Origin of the sequence: Stenotrophomonas sp. SMYL11 (assembly GCF_036320005.1) — a bacterium.
Taxonomy (GTDB): Bacteria; Pseudomonadota; Gammaproteobacteria; order Xanthomonadales; family Xanthomonadaceae; genus Stenotrophomonas; species Stenotrophomonas maltophilia_A.
On the sequence record NZ_JAWIRS010000012.1, the window covers coordinates 1 to 13,606 of the forward strand.

Below are 13,606 nucleotides of genomic sequence, written 5' to 3' on the forward strand. Positions count from 1 at the left end.
TCCGACAGATCGCGGAAGTCTGTCGAAGGCGGGGGGGGGGGGGGGGGGGGGGGGGGGGGGGGGGGGGGGGGGGGGGGGGCGGGGGGGGGGGGGGGGGGGGGGGGGGCGCGGGCGGGGGGGGGGGCCCCCCCCCCCCCCCCCACCCCGCCATCCCTCAGGAAGCCAGCTTTTGCCGTTGCCGTTGCCGTGGCTTGAAGCAGGTGCAGGGCTGCAAGCCCTGCCCAGTAACCCCCCCTCGTGCACAATGGGGCGACCACGCCTGGACGTTCCCCGATGTCGAGCAAGCCGTATTCAGAAGCCTGCGAGCGCAACCGCGAACCCATCGCCACCGCACTCGACCCGTGGATGGGCGATCGCCACCGGCTGCTGGAGATCGGCAGTGGCACCGGCCAGCACGCGGCGTTCTTCGCCGAGCGCTGGCCCTGGCTGCGCTGGCAGCCCAGCGATCATCCGGACCATCTGCCCGGCATCGAGGCCTGGCGCGCGGAGGCCGCGCTGCTCAATCTGCTGCCGCCGGTGGCGCTGCAGGTGGAACTACCCCCGGCGCCGGGCCTGTCGTTGCCCGAGGGCAGTACGTTCGATGCCGCATTCAGCGCCAACACATTGCACATCATGGGTTGGGAGTATGTGCAGGCGCTGTTCGCCGCGTTGCCGTCGGTGCTGCGGCATGGTGCGCCTCTGGCGGTGTACGGCCCGTTCAACTACGGCGGCCGCTACACCAGCGACAGCAACGCGCAGTTCGATGCCTGGCTGAAGGCGCGTGATCCACGCAGCGGCATCCGCGATGTGGAAGCGGTGCAGGCGCTGGCTGAGGACAACGGCTTCACCCGCCTGCGCGACGTAGCGATGCCGGCCAACAACCGGTTGCTGCTGTGGCGGCTGGGGTGATCAGGCGTCCGGCGACATGCTGGAAAGGCGTGCCGCTGCAGCGCGCAGCCCGTTGAAAATGGGTTCGGACACGTTTACGGGGAAATCACTTGGGAGCTGACGCGTGACCTGCTCGATGGCGGGTTCGACGGCTGCGATCAGCGCTTCGATCCACGGCTCCGCACCATCAGCGACACCACAGGCGCGTGCGGTTTCGTTCCAGTGGCGTCGTCGCACAAGGTGCAGCTTCCGGTGGCGGTTCTTGCCCTGGACGGACATGGCGAGCTGTGCATTCCGCGGGTCGAGCTGGTTTGGCCCCCTACCCAGGATGGGATGCACCGACAATACGTCGTAGACGGGTGTCAGGCGGAAGCGTCCACCGGCTTCGAGGTAAACACTGAAGTTCTTGGCATGTCCATCGGTTGCAGCCAACATCCAGAAAAGAATCTGCGTCTTGAAGAAGGTCGCCCGATCCTCGAAATGCTCGGATTGTCGAAGCAGATCCATGATGGTCACGATGCCTGGGCCGCCATCGGATTCATACTTCCTGGCAGCGGGCAGACCGAAGACCTGGCACATGTCTTCCTGCGGCAGCCGCAGCCACCACCGGCGATCCGCAGAAAGACGGCGGTCGAATCGCTCCACAATAAGCGCGCGTTCGTCCTTGAAGCGTCCCATCTGCGTATTCGCAACGGGGATTCCAAATGCGGAAAGCAGTTGCATGCACAGCCATTCGTTCTCGACGGATTGGTGCATGTCCGCCCGCATGTTGCCCACAATGCCAAGCGGCAGCTTGAAGATATGGGTGGATGGGGTACTGCCGGTAGGAATGCACCACTGGCCAGCATGTAGCAGAAGCCCCGTCTTCTCCTGCGCACCGGCGATGGATAGGCGGAACGCATCATCACTGGTGGGTGCGCCAGGTAGATTCCCTGCCGTCACCTGACCCAGGATCGCAGCGACGCCTGATTCGTCCAACGCTTCGCACGTAATCTGCTGGATGTCCCCCGGTATATGCGAAAGCGGCATCAGCTGCACTGCGCCGACGCAATCCCGGCCGATGGCTTCGAGAAGATCGAATGTGTCGCTGCTGCGCGTTGAGAACCTGTCGCGGATCCGGTTGCGGATGACGGCGTTGTCGGGAAGAAGGTTGTCGAAGTAGTTGTTGATGACATTGCCCCGATGGCTCTCACCCTCCGGGAGCAGGGGCAGTGAGAGTGACAACGGCCGGGACTGGGCGGAGCTGATCCACGAGTCGACGTACGAAAGCCGGGGAGAGCCGCTCCGGACATCATCCCAGAGCGCGACCTCGACACCATTCATCCAGACCCGCAGCGTACCCATGGCTCACCACTCCAACGTTGACGTTGTCTCCGGGGGACTTCGCTGCTGCAATCTGACTTCCAGACCCAGCACTGCCCAGACCCGCATCAGCCGTTCGAAGCTTGCCGACGCCGGGTCGCGCTCCAAGGCGCCTACTGCCTGGCGGCTTATGCCGAGCTGTGCCGCCAACTGCGCCTGGCTCAAGCCCGCCTGGCGCCTGAACGCACGCATCAGTGGTGCCAGTTGTTGAGGTGTCCTCACCGTGTACAACGGCCTGTCCATATCGGCAGTCCCCGAGAAAGTGACCGTACGCGAACGTGTACGCAAAGGATAGGTTGCATTACGACAAGCAACCTATCTCTTTCCTTCGCTGGAGGCAACCTATCGATTGCTCTCTCAATATGCAATCAATAGGTTGCTTTCGCGCCTTCAGCGGCGCTCAAGCCACCTGCACGATGTGCAGCGCCTTTGGGTTCCGCCACTGCGCCAGCAGGGCGGCTTCGCGCGCCTTCGCCTGTTCGAAGTGGGCTTCCTTGACGTGGCCGAAGCCGCGGATGTGTTCGGGCACGCTGGCGATCTCCACCGCCAGCGACAGCCGATCATCCTCCAGCCCGTCCAGCAGCAGCTGCACGGTGGCCTCGTAATCGCCGATCAGCTTGCGCTCCATGCGGCGTTCCCCGGTGCGGCCGAACACGTCGAAGCGGCCGCCACGCAGGAACTTCAGCTTGGCCAGCAGGCCGAAGGCCTTGAACATCCACGGGCCGTATTCCTTCTTCAGCAACCGGCCCTGCTCGTCCTTCCTGGCGAACAGCGGCGGTGCCAGGTGGAAGCGCAGCTGGTAATCGCCCTCGAACTGCTGCTGCAGGCGGCGCTGGAAGTCGCCGCTGGTATACAGGCGGGCTACTTCGTACTCGTCCTTGTAGGCCATCAGCTTGAACAGATAGCGGGCCACGGTCTCGGTCAGCGCGGTGGAACCGCCGATGCGGTCGGCTTCGGCGGTGCGCACGCGCTCGACCAGGCTGCGGTAGCGGTTGGCGTAGGCAGCGTCCTGGTACTCGACCAGGAAGGCGGCGCGGCGCTCGATCATTTCATCCAGCGAGCGCGACAGGCGGGCGTCGTCCAGCGGCAGGAACGCCACGTCGCCACCGTGCGAGGGCAGGCCACGCAGTTCGCGCTCGTCGCCGGTGTTGCGCGGCGCCGCGGTGGCGCCCCATTCGTTGCCCTCCCACTCGCCCGGCGGCAGCGGATGCAGCGGGCCCGGGGTGGATTCGGTATCGGTATGGCGGTTGCGCACCAGGCCGGCGGCCTGCTGCACGGCCTGCGGGTCGACCACGGCCAGGCGGCCCCAGGCGAAGGCCTGCTGGTTCATCGCCACGGCCGCACCGTTGAGCTCGATGGCGCGCATCAGCGATTCGAACGACAGCGGCACCAGGCCCTGCTGCCACGCATAGCCGAGGATGAACAGGTTGGCGGCGATCGCATCGCCCAGCAGCGCGGTGGCCAGCTGGGTGGCATCCAGCAGCAACGGCTCCTGGCCGCCCAGCGCCACGCGCACGCCGGCCACGATGTCGGCGGCGGGGAACTGCATGTCCGGGCGGGTGGTGAAGGTGCCGGGCATCGCTTCGTAGGTGTTCAGCACCACCTGCGAACGGCCGGCGCGTACCTTCGACAGCGCCCAGTAGTCGTTGACCACCACCATGTCGCAGCCCAGCACCAGGTCGGCTTCGCCGGCGGCGATGCGCACGGCGTGGATGTCTTCAGGGCGACGGGCAATGCGGATGTGCGTGGTCACCGCGCCGCCCTTCTGTGCCAGGCCGGTCTGGTCGAGCACGGTCGCGCCCTTGCCTTCCAGGTGACCGGCCATGCCCAGCAGCGCGCCGATGGTCACCACGCCGGTACCGCCGACGCCGGTGATCAGGATGTTCCAGGGCTGTTCCAGCGTGCCGCGCACGGTCGGCGCAGGCAGGTTGTCCAGCAGCGTGGAGGCATCGCGCTTGCTGCCCTTGCGCGGCTGGCCACCGTGCACGGTGACGAAGCTCGGGCAGAAACCATTCACGCAGGAATAGTCCTTGTTGCAGTTGGACTGGTCGATCTCGCGCTTGCGCCCGAACTCGGTTTCCTTCGGCAGCACCGACACGCAGAAGCTCTTCTTGCCGCAGTCACCGCAGCCTTCGCAGACCAGCGAGTTGATCAGCACCCGCTTCTGCGGATCTTCCAGCTTGCCACGCTTGCGGCGGCGGCGTTTCTCGGTGGCGCAGGTCTGTTCGTAGATCAGGATCGAAACACCCTTCACTTCGCGCAGGCGCTTCTGCACTTCGTCCAGTTCGCTGCGATCGTGGAACTCGACATCGCTGGGGAAGTGCTCGCGCTGGCCGGTCCACTTGCCGATATTGTCCGACAGCACCACGATGGTGTGGATGCCTTCGGCGCGCATCTGCTTTGCGATGTCCGGCACGCTCAGCGGGCCGTCCACCGGCTGGCCGCCGGTCATCGCCACCGCGTCGTTGTAGAGGATCTTGTAGGTGATGTTGACGCCGGCCGCGACCGCCTGGCGGATCGCCAGCGAGCCGCTGTGGAAATAGGTGCCGTCGCCCAGATTCTGGAAGACGTGCGGGGTGTCGGTGAACGGCGCCTGCCCGGCCCAGGTCACGCCTTCGCCGCCCATGTGGGTGAAGGTGTCGGTGCTGCGATCCATCCAGGTCACCATGTAATGGCAACCGATGCCGGCCAGCGCCCGCGAGCCTTCCGGCACCTGGGTGGAGGTGTTGTGCGGGCAGCCGGAGCAGTAGTGCGGCACGCGCGGGAAGCTGGCGCGCGGCAACGCAAGCTCGGCTTCCTTCTCCTGCATCCACTGCAGGCGCTGTTCGATCGATTCGTTGTTGAAGAACTTCTGGATGCGGCGGCCGATCACGCCGGCGATGGTGGCCGGGGTCAGTTCGCCGGTCGACGGCAGGATCCATTCGCCGCTCTCGTCGTACTTGCCGACGATGGACGGGCGCTGGCCCCAGCTGACCGGCCAGTTGAAGAACTGCTCCTTCATCTGGCGCTCGATGAAGGCACGCTTCTCCTCCACCACGATGATGTCTTCCAGGCCCTGCGCGAAGCGCGCGATGCCTTCCGGCTCCAGCGGCCAGGTCATGCCGACCTTGTACACGCGGATGCCGATGTCGGCGCACGCGGCCTCGTCCAGGCCCAGGTATTCCAGCGCCTGCAGCACGTCCAGGTAGCTCTTGCCGGTGGTGACGATGCCCAGCCGTGCGCGCGGCGCATCCATCACCACCTTGTCGATGCCGTTGGCGCGGGCGAACGCCTGCGCGGCCTTCACCGCATAGCGGTGCAGGCGCATTTCCTGGTCCAGCGGCGGGTCCGGCCAGCGGATGTTGAGGCCGCCGATGGGCATGTCGAAATCTTCCGGCAGCACGATACGCCGGGCCAGCGGGTCGACCTCGACCGACGCCGACGATTCCACCGTCTCGGCAATCGTCTTGAAGCCAACCCAGCGGCCGGTATAGCGGCTCATCGCCCAGCCCAGCAGGCCCATGTCGAGGATGTCCTGCACGCCGGCCGGGTTCAGCACCGGCATCATCGCGCTGACGAATTCGTCCTCGCTGCCGTGCGGCAGGGTCGAGCTGCGGCAGGCATGGTCGTCGGCAGCCAGCGCCAGTACGCCGCCGTAGCGCGAGGTGCCGGCGGCATTGGCATGCTTGAACACGTCGCCGCAGCGGTCCACGCCCGGGCCCTTGCCGTACCACATGCCGAACACGCCCTGTACGTTGGCGCCGGGGAACAGGTTGGTCTGCTGCGTGCCCCAGACCATGGTGGCGCCCAGGTCCTCGTTCAGGCCCGGGGTGAACTTCACCTTGGCTGCTTCAAGGTGCTTGCGCGCGCGCCACAGCTCCAGGTCGAAGCCACCCAGCGGGCTGCCACGGTAGCCGCTGACAAAGCCGGCGCTGTCGATGCCTTCGGCGGCATCGCGCAGCCGCTGCATCAGCGGCAGCCGCACCAGCGCCTGCACGCCACTCAGGTAGATCCGCCCCTCGCTGCGGGTGTACTTGTGGTCGAGCGTGTAATCACGGTCGAGCAGGTCGGCGGACGAGGGCGAAGTGAGTTGCGCGGTACTGGTCATGGCTGGCCCGGTAGGATCGGCTGGCACCGGCCACGTGCGGGCACGCGGCGGGAAAGGCGCGAATTGTAGCAGCGGGGCCGCGAGGCCCCGGCACTCGCGCCCGCGGCGGTGCTGGGGTTAGGATCGGGGAGAGAGAGAGGGAGGCTGCAGTTGCGGCCTGGGGAGAAGGGATGTCAGTTCCAGGAAAGATCCTGGCCAGCGTGCTGCTGGCCTCGGGAGTGGCCACTGCGTGGGCCGCGCCGGCCGTGCCGGCACCACAGGAGTTCTACTTCGACAACGACCTGGCGGCCACGCCGATGGTGGCGGTGCAGGGCGAGGGCGATGAGCTGGTAGCCCAGCTGGTCAAGCTGCGTGAGCGCGGCCGCCGCGCGGTGGAAGCGACGGTGCAGCTGGCATCGGTGGCCGGTGCGCAGGGCCGGGGCGAGCTGGCCGAGCAGCTGTATGGCGAGGCGATGAAAGAGGCGCCGGCACAGAGCAGCAGCGGCCGCAGCGTGCGCTGGAACTACGGTTGGGACCTGCTGCGCCAGGGCAAGCCGGAGGCGGCGCTGGAACAGTGGCTGGTATCGGCCAGCAACGCCCGTACGAAGCCCACCTGGGTGCCACCGACCTATGCGTTGGCATTGTGGCGGATGGGGCTGAAGCAGGAGGCGGTGCAGTGGTATGCGGCTGCGGTACGCACCGAGCCGACGCAGTGGAGTACCACGGCCAACTATGGGCAGCTGCTGCCGCAGTGGCGTGAGGATGAGCGCGCGTCGCTGGCCGAGGTGCAGCAGGCCTGGGCCGCCGCGCCGCCAGCCTGGCCATAAGGAGGGGGTTCGGCCGGGTTGCACCCGGCACCTGCAGAGGCAAGGGCTGAAGCAACAGCAACAGCCGAAGCAACAGCGGGCTTCCTGCGTGATGGCGGGGCACTGTGGGTTTGCGGGGCCGCCGTAAACCCGTCCATGGGGGCTTGGTCGCCGCATCCATGCGGCTCACACCCCGCAAACCCACAGTGCCCCGCCTTCGACAGATTCCGGCAGCTTTTGGTAGGTGTCGACCTTGGTCGACACGGTAGGTCCACGCCATGCGTGGATGAATCTGTATCGGAATCGACTATTCGAAATCTGATCGAAAGGCAGCCGAGCGTGGGCTCGGCTCTACAAAGAGCGGCGAGCCAAGCGCTTTTGCTCTTCTTCTTTCTTCTGCGTGGCTGAACGCCCCCGGAAACTGTCAGAGGCCGGGTGGGTAGGCTGCGCAGGGGCGTGAGCCGCATGGATGCGGCGACCGAGCTTACATGGATGTACTTGCAGCGCCCCCTGCGCAGCCTACCCACCCGGCCAACCACGGCTGTTGCTTTGAGCGACCAGCCACGAGGGGCTGCGCCGTTCGCTGGAAATCCCTCAGTCGTCCGCTGAAACCGTCCGCCCCGACGCCCACCCACGCAGTGCCTCCACCTGCTCGGCCATCAGCACCGACAGCGGGCGCGTGGCGCGGATCTCGGTCATCAGCAGCTCGGTGTCCAGCGGCCGGCCCTCGGCATGCGCCGCATACAGGCCGGCCACGATCGCCTGCTCGATCTCGGCCCCGGAAAAACCATTGGCGGCCGCCGCCAGCGCGGGCAGTGCGAAGTCATCGGCGTTGAGCTGTCGCCGGCCCAGGTGCAGCCGCAGCAGTTCCACGCGCACGTCAGGCGAGGGCAGATCAACGAAGAAGATCTCGTCGAAGCGGCCCTTGCGCAGCAGCTCGGCCGGCAGTTCATGCACCTGGTTGGCGGTGGCGACGATGAACACCGGCGCCTTGCGTTCGGCCATCCAGGTCAGCAGGTAACCGAGCACGCGGCGTGACACGCCGCCGTCCTCGCCTCCGCTGGCCAGGCCCTTCTCGATCTCGTCCATCCACAGCACGCAGGGCGCGAGTTGTTCGGCCGAGGCCAGCGCCTGGCGCAGGTTGGCTTCGGTCTCGCCGTGGTACTTGTTGTACAGCGCGCCCACGTCCAGGCGCAGCAGGGGCACGCCGAAGCCGGCGGCGGTGGCCTTGGCCAGCATCGACTTGCCACAGCCCTGTACACCCAGCAGCAGCATGCCGCGCGGCGGGTCCAGCCCGGCCGGGGCGGAGCCGGCGATGAACGCCACCCGGCGCTGGTTGATCCAGCGCTTGAGCCGGTTGGCACCGGCCACATCGCCGAAACGCGCGCTGTCATGTTCGAAGAACAGGTGGCCGCTGCGGTTGAGCATCTCGAACTTCAGCCGCGCCAGCTGTGGCAGGTCGTCGTCGCGCAGTGCGCCGTCGGCGTAGATCAGCTGGCGCGCAATGCGCCGGGCATCGACCAGGCTCAGGCCCTGCAGGTTCTTCAGGATTTTCTTCACCGCCTCGCTGTCGACTTCAACCCGGCGGCCGCCATGCTCGCGCGCATAGGCGTCGGCCTCCTCGCGCAGCATCTTCAGCAGGGCGTTGGCATCGGGCAGGCGCGGGTTGAAGCGCACCGCCAGTGCTTCCAGCTCGGCCGGCAGTTCCACCTTGGCGCCGATCAGCACCAGCACGTGCGGCTCGCTGTGGCGGCGCTGGATCAGGTCGCGCAGGGCGCGCTGGTGGCTGGCATAGCCCAGGTAGGGGTGGAAATCGAGCAGCAGGTAGACGCCGCGCTGGTCGGCCTGGCGGATCATCTGCAGGGCCGCGCTGGCGTCGGGCGGCCCGACCGGCGGGTCTTCGCTGTCCAGGTCGATCCGGCGCAGGCCCTCGGTGATCGACCAGCGGTGCAGCGCCCGCCATACGTGCATCAGCGTCTGCCGGAACAGCTCGACGATGCGACCCTCGTCCTGGGTCTCGATGACGATCAGTGGGGTATTGGCGCGGATCAACGCGCTCAGATCCTGCAGTTCGCTCATGCCGGTTCGATCCTTCGGGGGCGCCACGATAGCAAAGGCGATGGCCGCTGGTTCAGCACGACGCTACCTCCCGTCACCATCACCGGTGTACGCTCGGGGCACGTACCCGGAAGCGAGGCTGGCATGAAGACGATCCTGGTGGCCGGTTCCAAGGGCGGGGTGGGCAAGACCACCGTCGCCACCCACCTGGCCGCGTACGCGGCATTGCAGGGCAAGGCCACGGTGATTGCCGATGCCGACCCGCAGGGTTCCAGCACCCGCTGGGCACAACGCCGTGCCGGGCTGGAAAGCGCGGTGCTCCCCATCGACGTGTATCGGAAGAAGCAGTGGGCGCAGAAGCTGCCCGATGGCACCGACACCGTCATCATCGATGCGCCGGCCGGTGCCCTGGCTGACGATATTCCCCATTTCCTCGACGCTGCCGACGCGGTGGTGGTACCTGTGCTGCCCTCGGCGCTGGACATCGAAGCGATCGTCGGCTTCCTCAACAGCCTGGCCCAGAACCCGCGCGTGCACAGCCGCAAGCTGCCGGTGGGGCTGGTGCTCAACCGTACCAAGCCATGGACCCAGACCTCGCAGCAGGCGCTGCAGATGCTGGGTGAATGGCCGTACCCGGTGGTCGCGCAGCTGCGCGACAGCCAGAGCTATGTGGTCATGACCGGTCTGGGCCGCAGCCTGTTCGACTACCGCTCGGCCCAGGTGCGCGAGCACCAGGCCGACTGGGAGCCGCTGCTGTCCTGGCTGAAGCTTTGATGCCTGCGTCACTCTTTCTGCTGCATCCTCTTCTTCATGGAAACCCGCGATGCGTGAACTGATCCTGCTGCGCCATGCCCATGCCGAACCGGCTACCCCCGGCCAGGCCGACCTCGACCGGCCGTTGTCGCCGGTGGGGCTCGCCGAAGCCGAAGCCGCCGGCAAGTGGCTGAAGGAGAACAACCTGCTGCCGGACTGCGTGCTGTGCTCACCGGCGCGGCGCACCCGGGAGACTCTGGAAGCCGTGCTCGGCACCATCGGCTATGTCGAGAAGCGCCTGGAAGACCGCATCTACGAGGCCACCCCCGGCACCCTGGCGGCGCTGGTGGACGACCGCCGTGACCTCGACCGGGTGCTGATCGTCGGCCACAACCCCGGCCTGGAGCGCCTGGTGGCGTTGATGACGGAAGGTACCAGCAGCGACTATCGCGGCATGCCGCCAGCCGGCATTGCCGTGCTCGGCTTCCCGCGCGAGGCCTCGATCGAGCCGGGCGTGGCCAGCCTGAACGCGTTCTGGTGGCCCTGATCCAATGAGCCTGGCGCGGCGCAGCCGCTTTCTGCTGCCCGTGCTGCTGGCTTCCGGCGCGGCCTGGGCTGCCGCGCCACCGCCAACGCCCTTGCCGCCGGTGGTCGCTGAAGCGCAGCGGGTCCTGCACCTGGATACCCAGCGCTCGCAGATCGGTTTCGAGGTGCGCACCCGCTTCGGGCAGCGCATCGAAGGCCTGTTCCCGCACTTCGAGGGTCGCATCGAGATCCTCTCCGACGGCCGCCACCAGGTGCACCTGAAGATGTTCACGCGCTCGGTCGAGATCCCCGGCAAGGCGCGCTACACCGGCTGGATGCGCGGCGAGGAGTTCTTCGACGCAGGCCGCCACCCGGTGGTCGAGTTCGACTCGCTGCCGTACTGGCCGGAGACCGTGGAAGACGGGGGCGAGATCAACGGACGGCTGACCCTGCGCGGGATCAGCCACCCCGAGACACTGAAGGTCGAGAAGGCGGATTGCGCCCGACCCGGCTATGATTGCGACGTCGTCAGCCGCGGTACCGTGCAGCGAGGCCGGTATGGAATGGACAGCTGGCAGCTTGCCTTGAGTGACCGAGTGACCTTCGTATTGCGAGCGCGCCTGAGCGAGGCGCCGAAACCGTGAACCTCCTGCTGCGTGTACTGGCGCTGGCAACCGTGTTGCTGGGCAGCGGTTGTGCATCGCTGTCCAATGCCGAGCGCGACCGCGCCGAAGCGATCGCCGTGCAGGCGCGCTCGATCCAGGTCGACTGCCAGCGCGCCGACCGCTGCGCACAGGATTCGCCGCTGCGGGCGCTGGCCGGCCGGGCGTTCACCGAATCCACCCCGGAACAGCCGCGCCACTACGCCACCCTGCTGGACGAGGGGGAGGGCGCCCTGGTGGCGCGCCTGAACCTGCTGCGCAGTGCCACCCGCAGCATCGACCTGCAGACCTACATCTTCGACAAGGACGACAGCGCGCGGCTGGTCATCGACGAACTGCTGGCCGCGTCGCGTCGCGGGGTGAAGGTGCGGGTGCTGATCGACCAGCTCTCGGCGATTTCCGACCTGCAGATCCTCGGCGCGTTGTCCGGCGCCCACCAGAACTTCCAGCTGCGGGTCTACAACCCGACCTTCGGCAAGGCCCGGCTGAACTACTTCGATTACGCCGGCAGCGTGCTGTGCTGCTTCCGTCGCTTCAACCAGCGCATGCACAACAAGCTGCTGGTCATCGACGATGCGATCGGCGTGGTCGGCGGCCGCAACTACCAGGACGACTATTACGACTGGGATCGCGAGTACAACTTCCGCGATCGCGACGTCATGATCGCCGGCCCGGAAGCGCGGGCGATGGCGGCCAACTTCGATGCGTTCTGGCGCGCCAAGCGCAGCGTGCCGGCCGAGCGCCTGAATGACGTGGGCCGCACCCTGCTGCGCGAAGGCGTGCCGGTGCTGCCGCCCGCCACGTTCCGCCGCCCGGAGCGGGTGCAGCGGGTCAGCGCTGAAGCCAATGACGTGGAGTTCATCACCCGTTCCTTCGTGGATACCGCGCTGCCGGTGGCCTCGGTGCGCTACGTCGCCGACCTGCCGCGCAAGCACCGCCGCGAGAAGGCCGATGCCCCGCTGGCCGGCCAGCACGTGACCGAGCCGCAGCTGGACGCACTCATTGCCGGTGCGCAGAAGGAAGTGATCCTGCAGACGCCGTACCTGGTGCTGTCCAAGCCGGCGCAGAAGCTGTTCCGCGAGCTGCGCAAGCGCCCGCAGCCGCCGCGCGTGGTGGTGTCCAGCAACAGCCTGGCGGCCACCGACAACCCGATCGTGTATGCGCTGTCGTACAAGTACAAGCGGCGCAACATGCGCGAACTGGGCTTCAACATCTTCGAATACAAGCCGTTCCCGCTGGATGCGCCGGTCGATTACCGCAACCTGCTGCCCGACCCGATCGCCGCGCCCGGAGGCGACGACGACGGCGGGCGCAATCCGCTGATCGGCGGCAGCGCCGCTGGCAGCAATGCCGGTGGTGGCAGCGAAGGGGATCTGGCCGCGCCCCGCAAGCAGGTGCCGGTGAATCATCCGCGTACCGGCAGTGCCTACCAGAACGCGCGCGAACGTCGCCGCGCCGCTGGCAGCGAGGTGGAAACGCGCCTGCTGCGCACCGAGACGCGTCCGTCGTTCCTGGGCAGCAAGGCGGTCAACAAGCCGTTGCCGGTCACCCGCAAGGGCGCCCGCATGGGCCTGCATGCCAAGTCGCTGGTGGTCGATCGCCGCATCGGCGTGGTCGGCACCCACAATTTCGATCCGCGCAGCGAGAACTACAACACCGAAGGCGCGGTGATCATCGACGATCCGGTATTTGCCGAGCAGCTGGCCGAGAGCATCCTGCGCGATACCCATCCGCAGAACTCGTGGACAGTGGCGCCGCGGGCCAAGCCGCCAGTGCTGTCGGGCCTGAACTACAGCGTCGGCAAAGCCTCCGAAGCGCTGCCGATCCTCGACTTCTGGCCATGGCGCTACGCCACCGACTACGAGTTCAAGCCCGGTCCGGACTGCCCGCAGCCCCTGCCACGGCAGGACCCGGCGTTCCACAACTGCTACGTGGCCGTCGGCGACTTCCCCGAAGTCAACGTTGGCCCGAAGTGGCTGCTGGTGCGCATGCTGACCGCATTCGGTGCCGGCCTCGTTCCCATCCTCTGAAGGTGCCCGCATGACCCAGGTGTTCCGCGAAGCCGTTTCCATCGAGCAGCTCAACGCGCTCAGCCGCAACACGGCGATTGAATCCCTCGGCATCGTCTTCAGCGCTGCGGGCGAAGACTGGCTGCAGGCCACCATGCCGGTGGACGAGCGCACCCGGCAGCCGTACGGCATCCTGCACGGCGGTGCCTCGGTGGTGCTGGCCGAGACCCTGGGCAGTAGTGCCGGCAACCTGTGCGTGGATACCGGCAAGCAGATCTGCGTGGGCCTGGAAATCAACGCCAACCACGTGCGCGCCGTGCGCTCGGGCACGGTCACCGGCACCGCCCGCGCGCTGCATGTCGGCCGCAGCACCCAGCTGTGGGAGATCCGCATCGAAGACGAGCAGGGCCGGCTGGTGTGCATCTCGCGGCTGACCCTGGCGGTGGTGGCCGCCGGCCACGGTTGAGCCCCCGGCGTGCGTGTTGACGGCGGCAGAAC

General features: G+C 67.3%; 11 protein-coding genes. 7 read left to right on the forward strand and 4 right to left on the reverse strand.

The window, feature by feature from the left end; all coding sequences use genetic code 11:
- The first annotated feature begins 273 nt into the window (after positions 1-273).
- Positions 274-888, forward strand: a complete 615-nt coding sequence (locus V3B46_RS15900) for a DUF938 domain-containing protein (RefSeq protein ID WP_329892302.1) — start codon at positions 274-276, stop codon at positions 886-888.
- Here V3B46_RS15900 and V3B46_RS15905 read toward each other — a convergent pair whose 3' ends face one another.
- The 3 genes from V3B46_RS15905 to V3B46_RS15915 form a co-directional block, all read right to left on the reverse strand.
- Positions 889-2,211, reverse strand: coding sequence for a type II toxin-antitoxin system HipA family toxin (locus tag V3B46_RS15905; RefSeq protein WP_329892303.1), 1,323 nt, complete (start codon positions 2,209-2,211; stop codon positions 889-891).
- 3 nt (positions 2,212-2,214) lie between these two features.
- Positions 2,215-2,472 carry a helix-turn-helix domain-containing protein gene (locus V3B46_RS15910; protein WP_154261861.1) on the reverse strand — a complete coding sequence of 86 codons (258 nt, stop codon included), beginning with the start codon at positions 2,470-2,472 and terminating at the stop codon, positions 2,215-2,217.
- A 157-nt stretch (positions 2,473-2,629) separates the two neighbouring features.
- Positions 2,630-6,316, reverse strand: coding sequence for an indolepyruvate ferredoxin oxidoreductase family protein (locus tag V3B46_RS15915; protein ID WP_329892304.1), 3,687 nt, complete (start codon positions 6,314-6,316; stop codon positions 2,630-2,632).
- Between the two features lie 170 nt (positions 6,317-6,486).
- On the opposite strand from V3B46_RS15915, the gene V3B46_RS15920 reads away from it, so the two are divergent.
- A complete protein-coding gene (locus tag V3B46_RS15920; protein WP_329892305.1) occupies positions 6,487-7,122 on the forward strand; it encodes a tetratricopeptide repeat protein in 636 nt (211 codons plus the stop codon).
- A gap of 573 nt (positions 7,123-7,695) precedes the next feature.
- Here V3B46_RS15920 and V3B46_RS15925 read toward each other — a convergent pair.
- Positions 7,696-9,180 (reverse strand): AAA family ATPase, encoded by a 1,485-nt coding sequence (locus tag V3B46_RS15925; protein ID WP_329892306.1) that lies wholly within the window; start codon positions 9,178-9,180, stop codon positions 7,696-7,698.
- A 123-nt stretch (positions 9,181-9,303) separates the two neighbouring features.
- On the opposite strand from V3B46_RS15925, the gene V3B46_RS15930 reads away from it, so the two are divergent.
- The 5 genes from V3B46_RS15930 to V3B46_RS15950 are packed head-to-tail and all read left to right on the forward strand — an operon-like array spanning position 9,304 to position 13,574.
- Entirely contained in the window at positions 9,304-9,933 is a 630-nt protein-coding gene (locus V3B46_RS15930; protein ID WP_010487235.1) for a ParA family protein, read from the forward strand.
- A 49-nt stretch (positions 9,934-9,982) separates the two neighbouring features.
- Positions 9,983-10,459 carry a SixA phosphatase family protein gene (locus V3B46_RS15935; protein ID WP_005407539.1) on the forward strand — a complete coding sequence of 159 codons (477 nt, stop codon included), beginning with the start codon at positions 9,983-9,985 and terminating at the stop codon, positions 10,457-10,459.
- A 4-nt stretch (positions 10,460-10,463) separates the two neighbouring features.
- Positions 10,464-11,081, forward strand: coding sequence for a YceI family protein (locus tag V3B46_RS15940; RefSeq protein ID WP_154261868.1), 618 nt, complete (start codon positions 10,464-10,466; stop codon positions 11,079-11,081).
- Entirely contained in the window at positions 11,078-13,129 is a 2,052-nt protein-coding gene (locus V3B46_RS15945) for a phospholipase D family protein (RefSeq protein ID WP_154261869.1), read from the forward strand. Before V3B46_RS15940 ends, V3B46_RS15945 begins: the two co-directional genes overlap by 4 nt.
- Before the next feature lie 10 nt (positions 13,130-13,139).
- A complete protein-coding gene (locus V3B46_RS15950) occupies positions 13,140-13,574 on the forward strand; it encodes a hotdog fold thioesterase (RefSeq protein ID WP_032128719.1) in 435 nt (144 codons plus the stop codon).
- Positions 13,575-13,606: the final 32 nt, after the last annotated feature.

Bases quoted from the DNA above. Each gene is read 5' to 3' on its own strand.
- V3B46_RS15940 (WP_154261868.1), top strand. From the start codon at position 10,464: ATGAGCCTGGCGCGGCGCAGCCGCTTTCTGCTGCCCGTGCTGCTGGCT.
- V3B46_RS15920 (WP_329892305.1), top strand. From the start codon at position 6,487: ATGTCAGTTCCAGGAAAGATCCTGGCCAGCGTGCTGCTGGCCTCGGGA.
- V3B46_RS15935 (WP_005407539.1), top strand. From the start codon at position 9,983: ATGCGTGAACTGATCCTGCTGCGCCATGCCCATGCCGAACCGGCTACC.
- V3B46_RS15900 (WP_329892302.1), top strand. From the start codon at position 274: ATGTCGAGCAAGCCGTATTCAGAAGCCTGCGAGCGCAACCGCGAACCC.
- V3B46_RS15925 (WP_329892306.1), bottom strand. From the start codon at position 9,180: ATGAGCGAACTGCAGGATCTGAGCGCGTTGATCCGCGCCAATACCCCA.
- V3B46_RS15915 (WP_329892304.1), bottom strand. From the start codon at position 6,316: ATGACCAGTACCGCGCAACTCACTTCGCCCTCGTCCGCCGACCTGCTC.
- V3B46_RS15910 (WP_154261861.1), bottom strand. From the start codon at position 2,472: ATGGACAGGCCGTTGTACACGGTGAGGACACCTCAACAACTGGCACCA.
- V3B46_RS15930 (WP_010487235.1), top strand. From the start codon at position 9,304: ATGAAGACGATCCTGGTGGCCGGTTCCAAGGGCGGGGTGGGCAAGACC.
- V3B46_RS15905 (WP_329892303.1), bottom strand. From the start codon at position 2,211: ATGGGTACGCTGCGGGTCTGGATGAATGGTGTCGAGGTCGCGCTCTGG.
- V3B46_RS15950 (WP_032128719.1), top strand. From the start codon at position 13,140: ATGACCCAGGTGTTCCGCGAAGCCGTTTCCATCGAGCAGCTCAACGCG.